General features: G+C 63.2%; 24 protein-coding genes. 13 read left to right on the top strand and 11 right to left on the bottom strand.

What is annotated here, in order from left to right; genetic code table 11:
• Positions 1-131 precede the first annotated feature (131 nt).
• Together NHH88_05235 and NHH88_05230 are read right to left on the bottom strand one after the other, a co-directional pair.
• A complete protein-coding gene (locus NHH88_05235; protein ID USX15206.1) occupies positions 132-824 on the bottom strand; it encodes a DNA-binding protein in 693 nt (230 codons plus the stop codon).
• Positions 825-932: 108 nt separating this feature from the next.
• Positions 933-1337 (bottom strand): NirD/YgiW/YdeI family stress tolerance protein, encoded by a 405-nt coding sequence (locus tag NHH88_05230; GenBank protein ID USX15205.1) that lies wholly within the window; start codon positions 1335-1337, stop codon positions 933-935.
• Between the two features lie 202 nt (positions 1338-1539).
• On the opposite strand from NHH88_05230, the gene NHH88_05225 reads away from it, so the two are divergent.
• Positions 1540-2004 carry a hypothetical protein gene (locus NHH88_05225; GenBank protein ID USX15204.1) on the top strand — a complete coding sequence of 155 codons (465 nt, stop codon included), beginning with the start codon at positions 1540-1542 and terminating at the stop codon, positions 2002-2004.
• Between the two features lie 38 nt (positions 2005-2042).
• Here NHH88_05225 and NHH88_05220 read toward each other — a convergent pair whose 3' ends face one another.
• The 3 genes from NHH88_05220 to NHH88_05210 all read right to left on the bottom strand — a co-directional run bounded on the left by NHH88_05220 (position 2043) and on the right by NHH88_05210 (position 4354).
• Positions 2043-3419, bottom strand: coding sequence for an ATP-binding protein (locus NHH88_05220; GenBank protein USX15203.1), 1377 nt, complete (start codon positions 3417-3419; stop codon positions 2043-2045).
• Positions 3409-4074, bottom strand: coding sequence for a response regulator transcription factor (locus tag NHH88_05215; protein ID USX15202.1), 666 nt, complete (start codon positions 4072-4074; stop codon positions 3409-3411). Before NHH88_05215 ends, NHH88_05220 begins: the two co-directional genes overlap by 11 nt.
• Positions 4075-4165: 91 nt before the next feature.
• On the bottom strand, positions 4166-4354 hold the full coding sequence (locus NHH88_05210; protein ID USX15201.1) for a hypothetical protein: 189 nt from the start codon (positions 4352-4354) through the stop codon (positions 4166-4168).
• A 114-nt stretch (positions 4355-4468) separates the two neighbouring features.
• On the opposite strand from NHH88_05210, the gene NHH88_05205 reads away from it, so the two are divergent.
• From NHH88_05205 to NHH88_05190, 4 genes are all read left to right on the top strand, one after another.
• On the top strand, positions 4469-4915 hold the full coding sequence (locus tag NHH88_05205) for an Rrf2 family transcriptional regulator (protein ID USX15200.1): 447 nt from the start codon (positions 4469-4471) through the stop codon (positions 4913-4915).
• 139 nt (positions 4916-5054) lie between these two features.
• Positions 5055-5699, top strand: coding sequence for an NADPH-dependent F420 reductase (locus tag NHH88_05200; protein USX15199.1), 645 nt, complete (start codon positions 5055-5057; stop codon positions 5697-5699).
• Positions 5700-5853: 154 nt separating this feature from the next.
• A complete protein-coding gene (locus NHH88_05195; protein USX15198.1) occupies positions 5854-6324 on the top strand; it encodes a nuclear transport factor 2 family protein in 471 nt (156 codons plus the stop codon).
• A gap of 137 nt (positions 6325-6461) precedes the next feature.
• Positions 6462-6917: a fasciclin domain-containing protein gene (locus NHH88_05190; GenBank protein ID USX15197.1), complete on the top strand. Its 456-nt coding sequence runs from the start codon at positions 6462-6464 to the stop codon at positions 6915-6917.
• A gap of 58 nt (positions 6918-6975) precedes the next feature.
• On the opposite strand, the gene NHH88_05185 is transcribed toward NHH88_05190, so the two are convergent.
• Together NHH88_05185 and nhaR are read right to left on the bottom strand one after the other, a co-directional pair.
• Positions 6976-8301, bottom strand: a complete 1326-nt coding sequence (locus NHH88_05185) for an OmpA family protein (GenBank protein ID USX15196.1) — start codon at positions 8299-8301, stop codon at positions 6976-6978.
• 88 nt (positions 8302-8389) lie between these two features.
• Positions 8390-9289 (bottom strand): transcriptional activator NhaR, encoded by a 900-nt coding sequence (nhaR, locus tag NHH88_05180; GenBank protein USX15195.1) that lies wholly within the window; start codon positions 9287-9289, stop codon positions 8390-8392.
• Between the two features lie 116 nt (positions 9290-9405).
• On the opposite strand from nhaR, the gene NHH88_05175 reads away from it, so the two are divergent.
• From NHH88_05175 to NHH88_05165, 3 genes are read left to right on the top strand one after another with little or no spacing between them, the layout of a single operon-like run.
• Positions 9406-9771 carry an HPF/RaiA family ribosome-associated protein gene (locus NHH88_05175; protein ID USX15194.1) on the top strand — a complete coding sequence of 122 codons (366 nt, stop codon included), beginning with the start codon at positions 9406-9408 and terminating at the stop codon, positions 9769-9771.
• Between the two features lie 24 nt (positions 9772-9795).
• Positions 9796-10752, top strand: a complete 957-nt coding sequence (locus NHH88_05170; protein USX15193.1) for a TerC family protein — start codon at positions 9796-9798, stop codon at positions 10750-10752.
• A 24-nt stretch (positions 10753-10776) separates the two neighbouring features.
• The gene (locus NHH88_05165) at positions 10777-11199 is read left to right on the top strand and encodes a TerB family tellurite resistance protein (GenBank protein ID USX15192.1); all 423 of its coding nucleotides are present in this window, start codon (positions 10777-10779) and stop codon (positions 11197-11199) included.
• Positions 11200-11253: 54 nt separating this feature from the next.
• On the opposite strand, the gene NHH88_05160 is transcribed toward NHH88_05165, so the two are convergent.
• On the bottom strand, positions 11254-11829 hold the full coding sequence (locus NHH88_05160; GenBank protein USX15191.1) for a histidine phosphatase family protein: 576 nt from the start codon (positions 11827-11829) through the stop codon (positions 11254-11256).
• 114 nt (positions 11830-11943) lie between these two features.
• On the opposite strand from NHH88_05160, the gene NHH88_05155 reads away from it, so the two are divergent.
• Genes NHH88_05155 through NHH88_05145 form a run of 3 tightly spaced genes read left to right on the top strand, consistent with a single transcriptional unit; the run spans position 11944 to position 13933 of the window.
• Entirely contained in the window at positions 11944-12780 is an 837-nt protein-coding gene (locus NHH88_05155; protein USX15190.1) for a metal-dependent hydrolase, read from the top strand.
• Between the two features lie 18 nt (positions 12781-12798).
• Complete coding sequence (locus NHH88_05150) at positions 12799-13476, top strand: type 1 glutamine amidotransferase domain-containing protein (GenBank protein ID USX15189.1); 678 nt, start codon at positions 12799-12801, stop codon at positions 13474-13476.
• Positions 13477-13504: 28 nt separating this feature from the next.
• Positions 13505-13933, top strand: coding sequence for a DUF2177 family protein (locus tag NHH88_05145; protein ID USX15188.1), 429 nt, complete (start codon positions 13505-13507; stop codon positions 13931-13933).
• A gap of 22 nt (positions 13934-13955) precedes the next feature.
• On the opposite strand, the gene NHH88_05140 is transcribed toward NHH88_05145, so the two are convergent.
• Positions 13956-14741 (bottom strand): hypothetical protein, encoded by a 786-nt coding sequence (locus tag NHH88_05140; GenBank protein USX15187.1) that lies wholly within the window; start codon positions 14739-14741, stop codon positions 13956-13958.
• Entirely contained in the window at positions 14738-15241 is a 504-nt protein-coding gene (locus NHH88_05135) for an RNA polymerase sigma factor (GenBank protein ID USX15186.1), read from the bottom strand. The genes NHH88_05140 and NHH88_05135 overlap by 4 nt, the downstream gene beginning before the upstream one ends.
• A gap of 118 nt (positions 15242-15359) precedes the next feature.
• Here NHH88_05135 and NHH88_05130 point away from each other — a divergent pair, with 118 nt between their 5' ends.
• Positions 15360-16682, top strand: coding sequence for a S8 family serine peptidase (locus NHH88_05130; protein ID USX15185.1), 1323 nt, complete (start codon positions 15360-15362; stop codon positions 16680-16682).
• Between the two features lie 100 nt (positions 16683-16782).
• Entirely contained in the window at positions 16783-17388 is a 606-nt protein-coding gene (locus NHH88_05125; GenBank protein USX15184.1) for a hypothetical protein, read from the top strand.
• A 97-nt stretch (positions 17389-17485) separates the two neighbouring features.
• Here NHH88_05125 and NHH88_05120 read toward each other — a convergent pair whose 3' ends face one another.
• Positions 17486-18706 (bottom strand): IS110 family transposase, encoded by a 1221-nt coding sequence (locus tag NHH88_05120; protein ID USX15183.1) that lies wholly within the window; start codon positions 18704-18706, stop codon positions 17486-17488.
• Positions 18707-18799 lie beyond the last annotated feature (93 nt).

Genomic DNA, 18799 nt, shown 5'->3' with positions numbered 1-18799 from the left:
TCGGGCGACATGAAAAAAACTGCCGGCCATGGGGCAAAACGTTGCGTGAAAGCCGCACCGGGACGATTTCGGGGGTGAAAGCGAGGCGGCCCCGGCAAAGCCGCCGGGGCCGGTTTGCGGCTGGCGCGACCTTATTCCGCCCGCCGCGACGCCAGCCGCGCGCGCAACTCCTTGATCTCCGCCGCGAAATTGTCCCGCGCCGTGACGGCCCCGACCAATTCCATCTCGGCGTTGAGCCGCGCGTCGGACAAGGCGGCCGCCGCCGCCACGTTGCGCTCGATCTGCGCGCGCAGATCGACCAGCTGGCTATCCTTGCCCTCGATGGCCAACTGGTCCTTCGCCTTGCCCACCAGCGCGTCGGTGGCGATATGGCGCGCGTTGCGCAGCTCGGCCTGCAACTGGTCGATCTCCTCGCCACGCTCTGCCACGGTGGCCAGCGCCTCGTCGCGCGCGACCGTCAGGCTGGCCACCTGCGCCAGCAGTTCCTCGCGCTCGGCCTCGAACTGCCCGCCGGACTTGAGCAGCGCCTGCATGTCCTCCTCGGACTGCGCCAGCGCGTCGCGCGCGCCGACGCCGGCCTCCTCGGCCAACTGCTGCGCCCACTTGCCCAGCGCGATGGCGATCGGCTCGGGGATATCCAGCTTGGGCGCCTCGGCCGGCTTGGCATGGCGCACGCGCCACGCCGTCAGATGCTTGTGCACGGCGTTGACGGAGGCGCCGTCGAGCACCGCGCACACCGCCTCGATCGTCACCCGCTGGCCGTCGCGCTGTATCCCATCGGCCGCCGAGGCGACCTGTTCGGCTGTGACTTCTTGACGTGACATTGCATGCTCCAGTGGAAATTTAACAAATACTCTCCCCACAAGATACAGATATTGTTACGCGACGGCAAGAATATTCCGGCGACCGTGCACGCCGCGCACACAGCTTGCTTAGTTGGTCACAACCTTGATTTGCTTGACGTCGAGGGTCGACTCGCCCAGGGTTTCCTTGTCGAATTCGCCGGTCAGCTCCACCAAGGTGTTCTGGTCGATCTTGGCGTTGTCCGGGAAGCGCTTGGCGTCGATCTCGACCGTCATCTTGCCGCTCTGGTCGGCGAACTCGTATTCCTCGCCGCCCTTGTGGTTGACCAGCTTGCCCTTGAGCTTGACGTACTGGTCGTCCTTGCCCTTGGCCAGCAAATCCTTGGCGGTCATCAGCGGCACGGTCGACGGCCCCGAGTAGCCGGCCGGCGCGGCGTTGGTGGACGGTCCGGCGTAACCGCCGGTCTGGGCGACGGCGAAGGCCGAACCGGCCAGCAGAGCGGTGATGCAGGAGATTTTGAGTATGCGTTTCATGGTGTTGTCCTTTGTGGTGGTGAGTCGTTATCGGGACCTGCTGTTCATTGCAGGCACAGACGCATTACACCGATTGGACATTAACCCGATCTTAAAGAATCTTAAATCGCGGACAGCGATTGGGGTTTACGCTCAAAGAGCTACGCGATCAAACGGTGCCAACCGCGTCGCGCCAATCAGGTTTCGATACAAAAGGTTCACTATGACGACGACACAAAAAGCCTCGTTACGCCCCAAGATCCGGCACACGCTTGCTTTATGCATGGCGGTAGTACTGACTGCACAGGCCGGCGAAGCGCCATTCACCGGTCGTTTCGTGGGTACCGGTCGGGCGTGCTATGGCATGCTCGCAGTGCGTACCCAGACCATATCGTGGCTGACCTCATTCAGTCAGTGCCAAGCGCTGCCTTATGAGTTGGCGGAACAAATAGACGGCGACGGGCATTTGCGCATCACCTGGCGCTTCACCCGGAGCACGCCTGCCTGCCGCTACCAGATCATTTCGCTCACGCATGACGGCGGCCCCGATCAAGACATCGGTTGGAACGTCACGGGATATGGCAGCGAGCAAAGTTACCTGCGCGATAAGAGCGCTGGCTACAAGGCCGCTACTCCCGACACAATGTCGTGCCATCTGGTCCGCGACTCCGGCCAAGCCCCCCGCTAAAACCACCTACAGAACAGCCGTTCAGCATTCGTGAATCGTTAGTGGCCAGGATCGGGCGGCAGGTTCAGCGTGACGCCTAGGCCCCTGCCGTCAAGGCCTGTGCCGAACACGATATCGATCCCGTGCAGGTCGGCGATGCGTTTGACGATCGACAGACCGAGCCCGCTGCCACCCTGCCCCTGCCCCAACACGCGGAAGAACCGCTCCGTCAGCCGCTGCCGGCTGGCATCATCGACGCCGGGGCCGTCGTCACGGACGACGATGCGGCCGCTGCCGGCGATGCGGTCCGCCGCGATCTCCACCCGGCTGCCGGCCGGGCAATAGCGCAGCGCGTTGTCGATCAGGTTGCGCAGCATGATCTCCAGCATCTGCGGATTGGCGTCCACGTGGTCCAGATCGCAGCGCGCGGTCAGCGTGATGCCGCGCTGCTCGGCCTCGCCCGCATGCGCCGCAACCAGCCGCTCCAACAGCGGCGCCAGCGCCACCGGCTGGCGCACCAATTGCTCGCGCGCCAGCGGGTCCAGCCGCGCCAACGCCAGCAGGCTGTCGACCAGCCCGGTCATGCGCGCGATATCCTGGCGCAGCTTTTGGAACGACGCGGCCAGATCCGGATGCTGCCGTTGCAGCAGTTGCACGTGCATGTGCAGCCCGGCCAGCGGCGTGCGCAGTTCGTGCGCGGCGTCGGCGGTAAAGCGGCGCTCGGCTTGCAGCGCGGCGTCGAGGCGGCCCAGCACGCCGTTCAGCGCCAGCACGATCGGCAACAGCTCGCGCGGCTGCCCGGCGGTCGGCACCAGCGCCAGATCATCGGGCGTCTTGGCGGCGATGGCCGACGCGGTGCGGTGCAAAGGCTTGAGCACGCGCCCGGTCAACGCCCAGCACACCAGCGCCAGCAGCGCCAGAAACCCCAGCACCGGCAGCCACAGCGACTCGGCCAGCTCCTCCAGGATATCGAAGCGTTTCTTGTGTTTTTGGCCGACCTGCACCTCGAAGCGGCGCGCGTCGTCGCGCACCACGAACACGCGCCAGCGGCGCTCGTCGATCTCGGGATCGGCGAAGCCGTGGCTGTCGTCGAAGCCAGTGACAAACGGCCGCACCGGCGCGCCGCTGGTGCGCTGGATCACCCGGCCGTCGACCACGATCTGGTATTGCATGTCGACCTTGCGGCCGTTCGCGCCGCCGGGCCGCGCCGACGCCAGCAGGCCGCGCTCGTTCCATTCGGTGGTCGCGGCCATGATCATGTAGCCAGATTCCTCCAGCGCGTCGTCGAACACCTCGTTGGTCTCGTGCCAGGCGATCACGGTCACGATGCCGAGGCTGGCCAGCCACAGCACGGTGCTGGCGGCCACAATCACCGCCAGCAGGCGCCGCCGAAGCGACCACGGCGCGCGGTGGGCGTCGGCCGGTTTAGTCGTCATTGTTTTTCAGCCGGTAGCCGAGGCCGCGCACGGTAACGATGCTGTCCGCGCCCAGCTTTTTGCGCAGGTTGTGGATGTACACCTCGATGGCGTTGCTTTCCACCTCATCGCCCCAGCCGTACAGGGTTTCCTCGATCTGGGCGCGGGTGACGATGCTGTTCTTGCGCAGCAGCAGCGCGTACAGCACGTGGTATTCGCGCGCGGTCAGCGCCACCGGCTGGCCGCCCAGGCTGGCCTGCTTGGTTTCGAGATTGAGCGTGATGTCGCCGTGCGCCAAGTCATTGCTCACCTGGTCGGCGCCGCGCCGCACCGCCGCCCGGATGCGCGCCGACATTTCTTCCAACTCAAACGGTTTAACCAGGTAATCGTCGGCTCCCAGGTCCAGTCCCTCGACCCGGTCGGCCAGCGCGTTGAATGCGGTGATCAGGATGACCGGCACGGCGTTGCCGGTGGCGCGCAGCTCGGCCAGCAAGGCGTCGCCGGACAGGCCAGGCAAGCCACGGTCGAGCAGGACGCAATCGTAGCGGTGGGTCATCAGCGCGGTCTGGGCCGAATCGCCGCGTTGCACCCAATCGACCGCGTGCTGGTCGAGCCGCAACCACGCGAGGATGGTTTCGCCTAGGGAGGTGTCGTCTTCGACTAACAGAATGCGCATAAGGGGGACTCGAGCGGGAAATTGCCGCCAGTATGGCGGAAAAACGCAGCCGAGTTTGGCGCGGCATGATGAAATGAATCTTAAGGAAAGACTATGTGCCATTTGACGAACGCCCCGCTACTAAAGAACCGCCCCCGCGTTCCTCGTGCTCAGCCACCGTCAACTGATCGAGTTCTGCAAAGACGTCCTCGATGTCTCGGAATTGCTTGCGCTCGATTTCGCGCCTGCCCAACGCGAGAAGCGTCAACATGGCCGCTGCCTGCGCCTCGTCGCTTCTCATATTCATCTCCCGAACTGTTTCACGATTCAATTCTAGTCCAAAGTTTGAAAAAACCGTGTTGACACGCCCCACGCAGTGTGTAATAGTGGCTGTAACACAGTTTCTTAGAAAATCATGCCAACCAGTTCACGCTTTGTCGTTGCCGTTCACGCCCTCGTCTCCATCGTCGTTATGGATGGAAAGCCGGTGCGTTCGGAGGATATCGCCCACTCGGCGGCGACCGGCCCGGTGGTGATCCGCCGACTGCTGTCCCTGCTGAGCGAGGCGGGTCTGACGACATCGCAACTGGGCGCCGGCGGCGGCGCCATCCTGGCCAAGCCCAGCGACCAGATCCGGCTGCTGGACGTGTACCGGGCGGTGGAGGATACGGATATTTTCACGCTGCACCGTGTCTCCCCGTTCAAGGATTGCATCGTCGGCAGCAACATCCAGGAAGCCATCCGGCCCACCCTGGACAAGGCGCAGTCGGCCCTGGAGAACGAATTAGCGAAAGTCACCATCGCGGATATCGCGGCGGAGACCGCAAGATTGGGAAAATTTACGATCCCGCTGGTCTGGTAGCGTTTTTTTTGACCTTAAATGTGACTGTGTCAGTTACATAAATACCTTAACCGCCAAGCCAGCACCGGCAAGGCAAGGACCGCAGCCTAAGGGGCGCTGAGGTCCGGAACAATCCGCCCCGTTTCTTTTTGGAGTTAATATGAATATCGGTATCATTGGTTCTGGCGCCCTGGGCTCCAACGTCGCTCGCGCATTCGCCGCCAAAGGCATCTCGGCAACCATCGCCAACAAATCCGGCCCGGCATCGCTGGCCAAGTTGACGGCCGAACTCGGCTCGAACATCACCGCGGGCACCATCGAACAGGCCGCCAGCGCGGATATCGTGATCGTCGCCGTGCCTTGGGAAGCGCTCGAAACCCTGGTCAAAAACCTGCCGGCCTGGAACAACCGCATCGTCATCGACGCCACCAATCCAGTGCTGTTCCTCGCCCCCGACTCCCCCGACCGCAACGACCCGAACAATCCGCTGGCCGCCTACGGCATCAAGGCGATCGACCTGGGCGACCAGCACGCCAGCGCCATCTTCACCAAGCTGGTGCCGGGCGCGCGCGTGGTCAAGGCCTTCAACCACGTCGACGCCAACGTGATCCCCCAGCCAGAGGTGGCCGGCGGCCAGCGCACCATGTTCTACGCCGGCGACGATGCCGCCGCCAAAGCCGAAGTGCGCAAACTGCTCGACACCATCGGCTACTTCCCGGTCGACCTGGGCTCGCTCGACGTTGGCGGCCCGCTGATTCAGCTGCCGTTCGGCGCCCTGGCGATGAGTAACTTCGCCAAGGTCTAAGGGCGACGCGGCCGGCATCCTCGTCCGATGCCGGCCGCGATCAATCCGCCTGGCGACCATCGGTCCTACAGGATCGACCGTTCATCGGATCGGCATCGCCGAACCGATGGCAACAGCGTACGCTGTCCCCATTATTCAACTCAGGGGAGCTCCGATGAAATTACCGACCGCCACCGCTTATGTGCTTACCGCGATGCTTGCCGCCGTTCCGGCCTCGCCTGTTCTGGCCGCCGAACAGCCCGACCTGCGCGCCGAGATCCTGGCGGCGGACGCCCGCCTGTTCGGCGCCATCAACCAGCGCGATATCGCGACAATGAAAACAGGCTTCAGCTCCCGGCTGGAGTTCTATCACGACCGCACCGGCTTGACGGGCTACGCCGACAACATCCGCATCTTCGAAAACAAATTCAAGGAACCCGGCACGCTGCGCCGCGAGGCGATGAACGACACGGCCGAGGTTTTTCCGGCCGGGCCGGGACGGGCGATGCACATCGGCAGCCACCGCTTCTGCTCGTCGGACGCGCCGGGCACGCAGGAAGGCTGCGGCGTGTATCGCTTCTCGATGGTCTGGGAAAAAGAAGCCGGCGCATGGAAGCTGCTGCGCGTGCTGAGCTACGGGCATTGACCGTCTCCAACCATGAGTGAACCGATATTGAACCGTGAGTATGGTCACACAGTACGACAATTAGAGGACAACTATCATGTTGGCCTATAAATTACGCACATGCCGTTCCATAAACGGTTCACTCAAAGGAGATTTACATGAAGAAGATCTTGATGGCAGCAGCGTTCACCATGGCTTTCGGCGCAGCAAGCGCAGCGGACATCGTCGATACCGCCAAATCGGCCGGTTCGTTCAACACGCTGGTCACGGCCGTCCAGGCGGCTGGCCTGGTCGACACGCTCAAAGGCCCGGGTCCGTTCACCGTCTTCGCGCCCACCGACGAAGCCTTCGCGAAGATTCCAAAGGCCAAGCTCGACGCCCTGCTGAAGGACAAAGCCGCACTGACCAAGGTCCTGACCTACCACGTGGTGCCAGGCAAAGTGATGGCCGCCGACGTCAAGCCGGGCAAGGTCAAGACCGTGCAAGGTGAGTCGCTGACCGTGACCGCCAAAGACGGCAAGGTAATGGTGGACAAGGCCCACGTCACCAAGACCGACATCGCCGCCGACAACGGCGTGATCCACGTCATCGACACGGTGGTAATGCCTAAGTAAGCTCCGCTCAGTTTCCGCAGCCGTCGGCCGGGTCCCGCATGCGCGGGATCCGGCCGCTTTATTTGGCTGGCTTGAACTTCATGCGTATCTCGACCCGGCGATTCACCGCCAGACACTCGGAGAGCGTTTCCTTCACTGGCCAGTCCTTGCACAGCGTTTTGGGTTCCCTCGCACCGTGCCCTTCCGCCTTCACATTTTTGAAGCACGCCCGCTCGACGATCTGATCCCGAGTCTTCACGGCCCTTGCCAGTGCGAGTTCGTTATTGAGTTTTGCTCCGCCCTTGTAGCCAAAGGCATCCGCATGTCCGACCACTTGGATTTCTTCAATGCTGGCACTGTTCTTATGGATCACTTTCATCATTTCATCCAAGTCACCGCTGTCGTCTTCGGCTAGTTCCGAAGATCCGGACTTGAAGAAAATGTCGCTGCTCATTTCAATGCAACGAGTGACCACTCCGCTGTAGTTGCGAAAGAAGAAAACCCCATCACGCTTCAATTCGACCACCAATGGCTTGCCTTCACCGGCTGGTATCTCGACGAGGCTACGTTCGCCAATACCGTGCCACAGCAAATTAACACCGTGGACCACGCGTTCAGGCGCGCCTGAAGACGTGGTGCAGCCCAGCGCGGCAAGATATTGCCCGCTTGCGGCACTGGTGAGGATGTTGTAGTTTTCTTCACTCAGCTTGAGCGTGATGTTAGTAGCGCGCATTCCTACGTTTTTCATTGTCATATTCTCGTTCATGCGCTGCAAAAAAACTGAGGCTATCAGCACTGGCGCAAACAAGACCATACCCCCTAACCCAATATTCACAGCTTTCTGTGACGCAGGCGACAAGATTGGCGGAGAGGCCGATGACGACAAAACAGTAGCAGGCGCCCTCAGGCGCCGCTTAAGTATGACAAAACAAATACCCGACACACTGAACCCAATTAACCCCGAAGCGATCGCGGATGCTGACTCTGTATCGCGGAAGATGAAAAGGGTGACACCTATGGCCAAAAATATGCCGAAGACTAATATCCGAAAAAACCATTTCTCGAAAGTGGATGGGGCCGAAAACACGCTCTCCAGAACTAGCGCAAGTACAGCGAAATACAACAAGAAAAACAGATAAACCACACCGAATGCGAGGCCAACCATGAGAAAAAAGAAGCTGTCACCAATAGTCAGTCCAGTCGGATAGAACTTAATTGAAACGATCAGGTAGCCGACTGTGGGCAATATCCCCGCTAGCAAAACAACTTTATACCCAACCTCAAAAAAAAATCTGAGTTCGTCGACTATCTCGACGACTAGAGATTTCTGTTTGTCATTCGCCTCAGCGGCAGCATTCATCCGCCGCGCAAGACGGACTACATGCAATAGGGGTGACGTTTTCATGGTTGCGCAAGCCAATGCAAAAGTAAAATATCAATACTATAACATTGCCTTGGTGCATCTATGCTACTTGTGCATTTATTGCGCAATATCAAGCCGACAACGTCTCCAGCGCCGCCTGCCGAATCGCCTGCGTGGCCGGATGGCTGATGCGCCGTTCGGTCGTGATCGCGTAGACCTGTTCGCGCAGCGAAGGAATGGTGCCGACCATCACCACGCCATATTGCGAGCAGATGGTGTCGGCGATCGCCGCCGGCGCGAAGAACAGCCCGGCCCCAGATTGCCCGAAGGCCTTGATCATGGCGCTGTCGTCGAACTCGCCGATCACGTGCAAACGCGGCACGTGCGTGTGCAGCCACTGCATCAGCCTGGCGTGCACGGCGAAATCCTCTCCCGGCAACAGCAGCGGCGCGTTATTCAGACATTCCGGAAACGCCCCGTTCAACGTCTCCACCAGGGTCGGCGCCCCGAACACGCCAAGCTCGCTCTCGCCCAGCAAGTGGTTGTAGCCGCGCACGCTCAGGTGGCTGGGCATGGCGCGGTCGGTGATGATCAGGTCGAGTTTGTGGACGGCCATGTCCGCCAGCAACGCCGCCAGCCGCCCTTCCCTGCAGATCAGCCGGGTCGGCTCGGCCAGCGACAGCGCCGGCGCCACCAGCCGGCACGCCACCGCCTTGGACACCGAATCGGAAACCCCCACCCGGAACGTGGTAGCTTGTGTAGCGGACTGGTCCTTAACGACTTCCAGCAAGGCATCGCCGGCGCTGAAGATGTCCTCGGCGTGGCGCAGCACGCGGTTGCCGGTCTCGGTCAACTCCAGGCGCCGCCCGACCCGCCGGAACAGCTCCACGCCCAGTGTGTCGGCAAATTCGGTGAGCTGGCCGGAGATTGATTGCGGCGTCAGATGCAGCTGTTCTGCGGCCTTGGCGATGCTGCCGCTGCGGGCGACCATCCAGAAGTAACGCAGGTGTTTGTAGTTCAGAGTGGCCATTATCAATCCTTCAACACATCGGTTTAATCGATGAATTAACCAAGTATATTCGAATTGTACGAATGATTGAGCGCCCCTATCATGAGTCTTGTCATCCACCAAGAAAGGAACTGATCATGAACATCGCAATCCAATCGAACGGCCCGGTCCTTACCGAAAGCCTGCGCGCCTACGTGTATCGTCGCCTGGAAACGTCGCTGGGCTGGGCGCTGACCCGCCGCCTGGCCGTGTGGCTGTCGGACATCAACGGTCCGCGCGGCGGCCGCGACAAGCGCTGCAAGATTCAGATCAGCCTCGACAACGGCAAGACCGTCGTCATCGAGGACACCGAGGAAGACATGTACGCCGCGATCGACCGCGCCGCCGAACGCGCCGACCGCGCGCTGGCGCGCCAACTGTCCCGCAGCCGCGAATTCACCCACGACAAAGTGGCCACCCTGGCGCCGGCGGACGAAGCGTCCGACGGCAAAGACGAGCGATAACGTAACTCAAGCGGAGAGCGGTATATGACTGGAATCGAGAACATCGCCACCGCCCCCATGTGGGCGGGCTTCGTGGCCTTTGTGCTGCTGATGCTGGCTGTCGACCTGTGGGTCTTCGGCGGCAACAAGGCACACAAGGTCACGCTGCGCGAGGCGGGCGCATGGTCGCTGGGCTGGTTCAGCCTGGCGTTGGCGTTTAACGGCGGCCTGTGGTGGTATTTGAACGGCACCGTCGGCCCGGAGATCGCGGAACAAAAATCGCTGGAGTTTCTGTCCGGCTACCTGATCGAGAAGGCCCTGTCGGTCGACAACGTCTTCGTCTTCCTGCTGATCTTCACGGCGTTCCAGGTCAAGGCCGAGTACCAGCGGCGCGTGCTGATCTACGGTGTGCTGGGCGCGATCGTCATGCGCGCGGTGATGATTTTGGCCGGCGCGTGGGTGGTGAAGGAATTCAGCTGGGTGCTGTACCTGTTCGGCGCGTTCCTGCTGTACACCGGCGTCCAGATGATCCGGGCGGTCGACGACGAGCCGGATGTCAAGAACAACCCGGCGCTGAAGTTCGCCCGGCGCCATTTGCCGGTGTCGGAAGGCGATCACGGCGAGAAATTCTTCGTGAAGAAAGATGGCAAGTTCTTTGTGACCACGCTGTTCCTGGTGCTGATCCTGATCGAGGTGACCGACCTGGTGTTCGCGGTCGATTCGATCCCGGCCATCTTCGCGATCACGTCGGACCCGTTCATCGTGTTCACGTCGAACATGTTCGCGATTCTTGGTTTGCGGGCGCTGTACTTCCTGCTGGCCGATATCGCAGACCGGTTCCACCTGCTCAAATATGGCCTCGCGCTGGTGCTGTGCTTCATCGGCTTGAAGATGCTGTTGCTGCCGTGGATACATATCCCGGTCCACATCTCGCTGTCGGTGGTGGCCTTGCTGATCGCTGGTAGCGTCGTCGCCAGCTTGTATGTGACGCGTAAGAAATAAGTTAAATCAAGAAGGAGTAACGCAATGCGACATTACGAAACCGATAGCCCCAGCGCCGCTGGCCGACTCGTGGCCCTGTGCATGGTGGTGGACGGCAACATGGCGCCGTCCGAGCTGCAGGCCCTGCAACGTTCGCGGCTGCTGGAGTACATCGATATCGATATCGACAACTTCCACGACCTGGTCGACGACCTGTGCAAGGACATGCTGAGCACCTCTGTCAAGCACGAGCACGTGGTGCTGGACGAGGCGACCATCGACGCCCTGCTCGGCGAGATCCACGACCCGGCGCTGCGCCGCCAGCTGCTGCGCGCCATGTGGAACATCGCCGACGCCGACGGCGTGCTGGCCGACGCCGAGGCCAAGCTGCTCTCCCGTGCTTGCGTCATCTGGTCGGCGGAGTCGCACTTCGTCAAGGAGGAAGTCAGGCAGCTGGCGGTCCGCTAAGCTGAATTGACAGACCAAGGAGCCGCCACCGCCGAAACGCGGTGGCGGCTTTTCTCATTTTGGGAGCGGCAGCACGCCAACGGATTTCAGCGTGCCGTCCGGCTGCGCCAGCGCCACCACCATCTCGCCCTGCGCCAGACTCTCGCCGACCAGCACGCGGATGTTGATGTCGTGGGTCACCAGCACCAGGTTGCCCGGCTCCTTGTGCGTGGACAGATAGGCCCGCAGCGCGCGCACTTTGCCCTGGCGCGCCGCGTCGTCATCGTTGAACATCGAATCGACCATCGTCTCCGGCCGCACCCGGCCGAACGCCAGCCGCGCCGTATCGATGCAACGGCACCACCGGCTCGACAGAACCTGCGACACCGGCACCGCGCGCTCGCGGAAGGCCGCGCCGATGCGGCGCGCATCCTCCCGTCCGCCATCCGACAAATTGCGTTGGGTAGCGCACGCTCCGAGCTTAAAATTTTCCGGGTCGCCGACACCCGGAACGGTCGCCGCGTGGCGTATCAACACCACATGGCCGCCTTCGCGCAAGCGGCGCCAAAGACCTTCACTATCCGTATCGCCAGCACCGGCGGGGCTTGCGCCCAGCAGCGCCAGCATTCCCATAAATGAACGACGCAACATGGCGCCTCCTGTATAAGCTAATGTTGACAGTATGCGGCACAGCTCGACCGTGTGACGCGCTCTTCGCATGTGGCGTATGCTCAACGTTCAACCCAGCCACTCAAGGAGCACTCCATGTCAGGCACACCGAAGACCTTGCGCGCCATCGCGGCAACCTTGCTGTTCGCCACCACCTTCGCCGCCTCGGCCCAGGACAGCAAGAGCAACAGGACAGAAGTGCAGTGGCTGGGACAAGCAACATTCAAGATCACCACGCCGGGCGGCAAGGTCATCGTCGTCGATCCATGGCTGACCTCCAATCCGAAGACGCCGCCTGCCTATAAAAATCTGGAAGCCCTGGGCAAGGTCGACCTGATCCTGGTCACGCACGGGCACAACGACCACTTCGCCGACGCCCCGGCGCTGGCGAAGTTGAACAACGTGCCCGTCTACGGCCCGGCGGGACTGATGCAATCGGTGGTGGCACTGGACATCCTGCCGGCCACGCAGGCGGTACGCTTCGGCAAGAGCGGCACCGTCACCCCGCTCGGCCCGGACATCAAGATCACCGCCGTCCACGCCGAGCACAGCTCGGAGTTGGGCTGGAAGAATCCGGCCACCGGCAAGGACGAAGTGCACGTCGGCGGCGAACCGGTCGGCTACATCATCGAGCTGGAAAACGGCTTCAAGATTTATCACATGGGCGACACCGGCCTGTTCGGCGACATGAAATTCATCGGCGACTACTACAAGCCGGACCTGGCGCTGATGCCGATCGGCGGCCACTTCGTCATGAGCCCCAAGGACGCCGCGATGGCGACGCGCGAATGGCTGCACCCGCGCTACGTCATCCCCATGCACTACGGCACCACGCCACAGCTCAAAGGCACGCCGGCCGAATACAGCGCGGCGCTGGGCCACAGCAAGATCAAGGTCATGGCCATCAATCCCGGCGACAAGCTGGACTTCTAATCCACACAAAGGACACACATGAACATTCTTATGGTACTGACCTCGCACGACCAACTCGGCGACACCGGCAAGAAAACCGGCTTCTGGCTGGAGGAATTCGCCGCGCCGTACTACAAGCTCAAGGAAGCTGGCGCGAACCTGACCGTGGTGTCGCCGAAGGGCGGCCAGCCGCCGCTCGATCCGAAAAGCGACGAGGCCGACGCGCAGACCGAAGCGACCAAACGCTTCAAGTCCGATCCGGAGGCGCAAGCGGCCCTGGCCAATACCGGCAAATTGTCCGATGTGTCGGCGGCCGATTTCGACGCCGTCTTCTATCCGGGCGGGCATGGTCCGCTGTGGGACCTGGCCGAGGACCGCGACTCGATCGCGCTGATCGAAGCGATGATCGCGGCCGGCAAGCCGGTCGCCGCCGTCTGCCACGCGCCGGGCGTGCTGCGCCACGTGAACGGCCCGGACGGCAAGCCGCTGGTCAACAGCAAGAAGGTGACCGGCTTCACCAACACCGAGGAAGAGGCGGTCGGCCTGACCAAGGTGGTGCCGTTCCTGGTCGAGGACATGCTGCGCGAGCGGGGCGGCATGTATTCCAAGCTGGGCGACTGGCAGCCGTACGCGGTCACCGACGGCCTGCTGGTCACGGGGCAAAATCCGGCGTCGTCTGAAGTCGCCGCCGAAGAATTGCTTAAACTGCTGAAGTAACCGTTAAAATTAAATAAGGACCCGCCCCATGGACAACACCGTCACTTCCCTCGGCGCGCAGCAATGGGCGTTCGGCTACGGCGCCGCGCTGTTGGCACTGCTGGCGATCGATGCGCTGTGGCTGACGTTCTACATGGGGCCGGCCTACAAAGAGGCCGTCGGAGACCTGCTGCTGGCCCAGCCCCGACTGGCGTCGGCCGCCGCCTTCTACCTGCTGTTCGCCGTCGGCGTGGTCGTCTTCGCGGTTGCCCCGGCGCTGCGCGCCGACAGCTGGCAAACCGCCGCCATGCTCGGTGGCCTGCTCGGCCTGGTCGCCTACGGCACCTACGACCTGACCAACTACTCCGTCCTGAAAGCCTGGCCGCTCGGACTGACCTTGATCGATATCGTCTGGGGCGGCCTGTTGTCGGCTGCGGCTGCCGTTGCCGGCTACGCGGCCGCCAACCGCTTCGGCTGATCCGCGAAACGAAACGGGCGGATCACCGCTTCCAGCCGCGCAGCTTGGCCGCCTGCTCGCCTTGCGCATCCAGGGTCGTGCCGCCGATGCGGGCGTCGATCGCCTCCAGCACCGCCGGCGGCATCGCGCTGCCGGCCTGACGATACCCGCCCGCCTCTTCCTTTATCGCCTCGGTCATCATCACCAGCTTCCATTGCTCGCCGCTGCGGCAGGCAAGGCCGGCAGACTGGCGCATCGTAAAGCTGCGGCACAGCGCGCCATCCTTGGCCGCGAAGCTGACGCCGATATCGACCGCCCCGCCGCGCGTCTCGGCCAACTGCTGCGACAGCGCATTCGACAGCGGCCCACGCGCCACCAGCGCGCCGTCGGCCCCGGCCACGGCGATGGCCGTCCCGCCCGCCCCTTCGCGCGCGCCGCCGCCCAGCACCAGGCTCCCGACCAGCACCCCGACCGCCAGCGAGGCGGCCACGCCGCCCCACTCCCGCCACGACCAGCGACCGCGCTCCCCGTGCTCGGCCGCGTGGGACGCCGACGACGCCGCGTGATGTGCCCCACCGGCGCGGGCGGCGCGCACCGCGCTCAGATCGGCCACCTTGCCCGGCAAGGCCGCCGCCACCAGCCTGGGCGGAACCGGCTCGTCGGCGACGGGGGCGAAGGCGGCAAACACATCGGCCCGCAGCGCCCGGTGCTGCGCCACCCTCGCGGCGACGGCCGGATCGATGCGCACCGCGCGTTCGACCTCGCCGAGCGCCGGCTCGGCCAGCTCGCCATCGGCGTAGGCCATCAGGGTTTCGTCGGAAAAGCTCATGTCGCGGTCCTCTTTTGATCGGATAATATTTCCTGCAATGCCGTGCGGGCACGCACCAGCCGGCTGGTCAGGGTGCCCATCGGAATCTCCAGCACCTCGGAAGCCTCTTTGTACGGCATGCCGTCGACCAGCACCAGCGCCACCACCATGCGGTGCTCCTCGGACAGCATGCCGACCGCCTTCTCGATCGCCATCCGTTGCTGCTGCGCTTCGGCCGCCTGGTCGCCGACGTGCTCGCCCGCCTCTTCCGGCGCGAACAGGTTGTCGCGCCGGATGCGCGAGCGCACCTCGTCGATCCAGGCGTTTTTCATGATCCTGAAGATCCAGCTGTCCAGGCGCGTTTCCGGCTGCCACTGCGCGCTGCGCGCCAGCGCCCGCTCGACGGCGATCTGCACCAGGTCGTCCGCGTCCTCGCGGTTGTAGACGATGGTGCGGGCGAACCGGCGCAAGCGCGGCAGCAGGGCGGCGATATCGTTGTTGATGGTGGCGTTTGCGGTCATGGATACCAGGTAAACGTCGGGGGCAGGGATTTTAATCCCTGTCCCGTTCGTTTATTCATTAGAAGCGCTATGCTTATACTATCATCCGTCCATTATGCTAAACAGATCGCTACTTAAAGTGCGACGGCTGCGACTGCTTGTCGCGCTGGCGTGTTCCCTGGCCGCCGGCGCCGCCGCAGCGCAGCTGCGCCTGCCGCAGGTGCAGCTGCCGCAATTGCCGCAAGTGCCGCTGCAGGACGGCCTCGACGGCAACGTGCTGCGCGAACCGGGCCGGCGCCTGCTGCAGCGCGCCGACATCGTCGATCTGCGGGCGCTGCGCCTGAACCAGATCGGCGACCTGCTCCAGCGCCACCGCGACGCGCTGGAGGCCGACCCGCGCGGCGAACCGGTGGTGCGCCGCGAAATCCTGGCCTGGTCGCCCAGCCCGGCCGGCATCGCGGCGGCCCGGTCGGCCGGCTTGATCGTCGTCGATGATGGCGGCGAAGACGCCGTCACCGTGCTGCGCGTACCCGATGGCGCCGACACGGCCGCCATGCTGGAACGTCTGCGCGCGGCCGATCCCGACGGCGTCTACGACTTCAATCATATCTATACGGGCAGCGCCGGCGCGCCGGAACCCCAAGCCCAGGCCCAGGCCCAGCAACGAAAAGACCGGAACGCGGGGACGGCCGGCACGCCCGGCGCCGTCCGTGTCGGCCTCGTCGACGGCGGCGTGGCCCGCGAACACGAGGTGTTTCGCGACGCCGCCATCGTCACCTGGGGCTGCGACGGCGCCAGCCATCCCAATCCGCACGGCACGGCGGTGGCCGCGCTGATGATCGGGCATTCACCCCGGTTCACGGGCGTGGCGCCGGACGCCACCCTGTACGCGGCCGACATCTATTGCGACAGCGCCACGGGCGGCTCGGCGTCGCGGATCGCCGGCGCGCTGGCCTGGCTGGCCAGGGAACAGATCGCGGTGATCAACATCAGCCTGGTCGGACCGCCCAACCGGATACTCGAGCAGGTCGTCAGGCGCCTGGTGCAGCGCGGCCATCTGCTGGTGGCGGCGGTCGGCAACGACGGTCCCGCCGCGCCGCCGCTGTATCCGGCCAGTTATCCGGGCGTGGTCGGCGTGAGCGGCGTCGATGCCAAAGGCCGGCCGCTGCCCGAGGCCGCGCGCGGGCCGCAGGTGATGTTCGCCGCGCCCGGCAATCAAATGGTGAGCGCCGCCGTCGGCGCCCCGCCCTACCGGACCGTGCGCGGCACATCGTTCGCGTCGCCCATCGTCGCCGCCCTGCTGGCCGGCGCGCTGGATCGGCCGGGCGCGGACACGGCCAGGCAGGCCCTTGCCGCCGTCGCGAAAACCGCGTCCGGCGTCGCCGCCGGCACCATCAGCAACGAAACCGGCTACGGCGTGGTGGGCGCGGCGTTTCGCACCGATCCGTCGGCATTCCGATAATTTTCAAAAATATTTTCATCGCGATGGATTAAACGGCCGAGCCCGGGCGTTTTCCTTATGAAAGCTGCGGATAGTCCGTGGCGCCAACAAGGAGAACATCATGAAAAACGTCACCATCGCAAAACAACTGATCATCGTCCTGTCCATCGGCGTCGCCTGCTCGGCGCATGCGCAATTGCTGGGGCGCGGAGGCGTGGGCGGCATGGTCGGAGGCGCCGGCAGCATAGGCGGACAAATGAGCGGCATGGGTTCGTTCACGCGCTCGGCGGCCGGGACGATCAACGCAGACCAGTTGCGGCAGACGCGCAATGGCGCCGGCGCCGGGGAGACCGCCAACGCCAACAAAGCCAGCAATACGGCCAGCCAGGGCGGCGGCAACGCCAGCGGCGGCGCGCAAGGCGCGTTCGGCGCGGACAGTGGTGGCGCCGGCATGATCGCCAGCAGCGCCGTGCAAGGCGCACGCGGCGCTGCCAGCCCGTTGCGCGACGCGGCCGGGACGCAGGCGGAGAATACCCGTGGCTACGCGCAGTCGAGCGCGGCGAATGTCTCGGGCGCCGTCAACGGCGGCCGCCAGGCTGCAGCCGAAGGCGCCGGGAATAGCGGCGCTGCGGCCATGGCGGCCAAGCCAACGGTGAGCGCCAGCGGTTCCACGAGCGGGTCCTCCAACGGTTCGGCAACGGCGGCCAATGAATCATCGACGAATTAAGCTCCCTCGCGGAGACACGTAACATGAAAGAACTGGTGTTGAAGACGTGACAATACCTGGCCGCTGAAGACCATTGTTGTTTGGCTGCTGGATCAAGTCAGAGAGAAGCGGGCGTCATCCCGAACTTCGCCATGGCCTTGATCCAGCGGGGCATGTTGCGTTTTACCGATAGCGCTTCGTAGTCGACGGAACTATCCCGGTAGTACTCGTTCCGTTTGAGCATGACGAAGATGGTGCGCAGCATTTTGTGCGCGATGGCGATGATGGACCGTTTGTGTCCGCGCCGGATCACCAGGGCCTGAAACTTGAGTTTGAAGACGGAAGTGCTGCGACTGGCGGCCTGGGCGAACTCACAGAACAAGCGGCGGACGTAAGGGTTGCCGCGCCGGATTTTTCCCGATTTGCGCTTGCCTGCTGATTCGTTATTGCCCGGACAAAGTCCGGTCCACGAGGCGAGTCGTTCGGCGCTGCCGAAGGCATCCATATCGGTGCCGATTTCCACCAGCAGCATGGCGGCGCCGATCAGGTCAACGCCTGGAATGGTTTGCAGCAGCGCCAATTGATGCTGGTGTAGCGTAAGGCCGGCGAGCAATCGCTTGTCGAAGCGCGCGATGCGCGCCTCCGTTTCCTCGATGTGCGCCATCAATTCGGCCAGCACGAAGCGGTGGCTGTCAGTCAGTTCGCCCTGCAATGCGTCGAACAATTCTTCGCGGCTGGCTTTAAGCCGGCGGCTGGCGTGGCTCAGCACGTCTTGTGTCGGCCGGTTGTCGATCAGGGCTTTGACCATGGCGCGTGCCGATTGCCCATGCACATCGCTGACAACCACGCCCAGCCGTATGCCGCCGTCGGTGAGCACCTTGTGCAGCCGATTCTTCTCCGAAGCGAGCAGGCCGACCAGCTTTTGCCGTTGCCGCGAAATGAGCCGCAGTTCCCGCAATTGCGCCGGAGGCACAAACGAATTGCGCAGCAACCCAGCACGGGCCAGGATCGCCAGCCATTGCGCATCGCCAATATCGGTTTTGCGTCCAGGAACGTTTTTCACATGCTTGGAATTGACCACCAGCGGCAGCAGTCCGGCTACCTCCAGTGCCGCGAATGGGCTTTTCCAGTAGATACCGGTGCTCTCCATGACCACCAGTTCCGGTTGCAGTGAGACGGCCCATTCGGCCAGTGCGCGCCGGTCCTTTTTAAAGGTGCCGAACTGTCGAAATTCAACGCGTGTATTCCCGTCCGTTTCCTCGATGACGGCGCATGCCGTGATCTGGGCTTGATGCACGTCCAGCCCAATAACACGCTTATAGATAGGGACAAGCTCCATTTTTTCCTTCCATTGAGATAGACTGAAAAATGGAAGGCGGCGCTTGCCGAACTGAATTTGCCTGAAGGCGGTACGTTGCCAACGGCCTGCTTA

This window comes from Oxalobacteraceae bacterium OTU3CAMAD1, from assembly GCA_024123915.1.
Lineage (GTDB): Bacteria > Pseudomonadota > Gammaproteobacteria > Burkholderiales > Burkholderiaceae_D > Rugamonas.
The sequence above is the reverse complement of the archived record's forward strand: the minus strand, read 5'-3'. Positions and strand labels throughout refer to the sequence as shown.

Coding starts and splice junctions, on each gene's coding strand:
- NHH88_05135 (USX15186.1), bottom strand. CDS start 15,241: ATGACCGCAAACGCCACCATCAACAACGATATCGCCGCCCTGCTGCCG.
- NHH88_05215 (USX15202.1), bottom strand. CDS start 4,074: ATGCGCATTCTGTTAGTCGAAGACGACACCTCCCTAGGCGAAACCATC.
- NHH88_05175 (USX15194.1), top strand. CDS start 9,406: ATGAACATCGCAATCCAATCGAACGGCCCGGTCCTTACCGAAAGCCTG.
- NHH88_05190 (USX15197.1), top strand. CDS start 6,462: ATGAAGAAGATCTTGATGGCAGCAGCGTTCACCATGGCTTTCGGCGCA.
- NHH88_05170 (USX15193.1), top strand. CDS start 9,796: ATGACTGGAATCGAGAACATCGCCACCGCCCCCATGTGGGCGGGCTTC.
- NHH88_05160 (USX15191.1), bottom strand. CDS start 11,829: ATGTTGCGTCGTTCATTTATGGGAATGCTGGCGCTGCTGGGCGCAAGC.
- NHH88_05165 (USX15192.1), top strand. CDS start 10,777: ATGCGACATTACGAAACCGATAGCCCCAGCGCCGCTGGCCGACTCGTG.
- NHH88_05185 (USX15196.1), bottom strand. CDS start 8,301: ATGAAAACGTCACCCCTATTGCATGTAGTCCGTCTTGCGCGGCGGATG.
- NHH88_05120 (USX15183.1), bottom strand. CDS start 18,706: ATGGAGCTTGTCCCTATCTATAAGCGTGTTATTGGGCTGGACGTGCAT.
- NHH88_05205 (USX15200.1), top strand. CDS start 4,469: ATGCCAACCAGTTCACGCTTTGTCGTTGCCGTTCACGCCCTCGTCTCC.
- NHH88_05200 (USX15199.1), top strand. CDS start 5,055: ATGAATATCGGTATCATTGGTTCTGGCGCCCTGGGCTCCAACGTCGCT.
- NHH88_05220 (USX15203.1), bottom strand. CDS start 3,419: ATGACGACTAAACCGGCCGACGCCCACCGCGCGCCGTGGTCGCTTCGG.
- NHH88_05235 (USX15206.1), bottom strand. CDS start 824: ATGTCACGTCAAGAAGTCACAGCCGAACAGGTCGCCTCGGCGGCCGAT.
- NHH88_05155 (USX15190.1), top strand. CDS start 11,944: ATGTCAGGCACACCGAAGACCTTGCGCGCCATCGCGGCAACCTTGCTG.
- nhaR (USX15195.1), bottom strand. CDS start 9,289: ATGGCCACTCTGAACTACAAACACCTGCGTTACTTCTGGATGGTCGCC.
- NHH88_05140 (USX15187.1), bottom strand. CDS start 14,741: ATGAGCTTTTCCGACGAAACCCTGATGGCCTACGCCGATGGCGAGCTG.
- NHH88_05195 (USX15198.1), top strand. CDS start 5,854: ATGAAATTACCGACCGCCACCGCTTATGTGCTTACCGCGATGCTTGCC.
- NHH88_05210 (USX15201.1), bottom strand. CDS start 4,354: ATGAGAAGCGACGAGGCGCAGGCAGCGGCCATGTTGACGCTTCTCGCG.
- NHH88_05150 (USX15189.1), top strand. CDS start 12,799: ATGAACATTCTTATGGTACTGACCTCGCACGACCAACTCGGCGACACC.
- NHH88_05125 (USX15184.1), top strand. CDS start 16,783: ATGAAAAACGTCACCATCGCAAAACAACTGATCATCGTCCTGTCCATC.
- NHH88_05225 (USX15204.1), top strand. CDS start 1,540: ATGACGACGACACAAAAAGCCTCGTTACGCCCCAAGATCCGGCACACG.
- NHH88_05230 (USX15205.1), bottom strand. CDS start 1,337: ATGAAACGCATACTCAAAATCTCCTGCATCACCGCTCTGCTGGCCGGT.
- NHH88_05145 (USX15188.1), top strand. CDS start 13,505: ATGGACAACACCGTCACTTCCCTCGGCGCGCAGCAATGGGCGTTCGGC.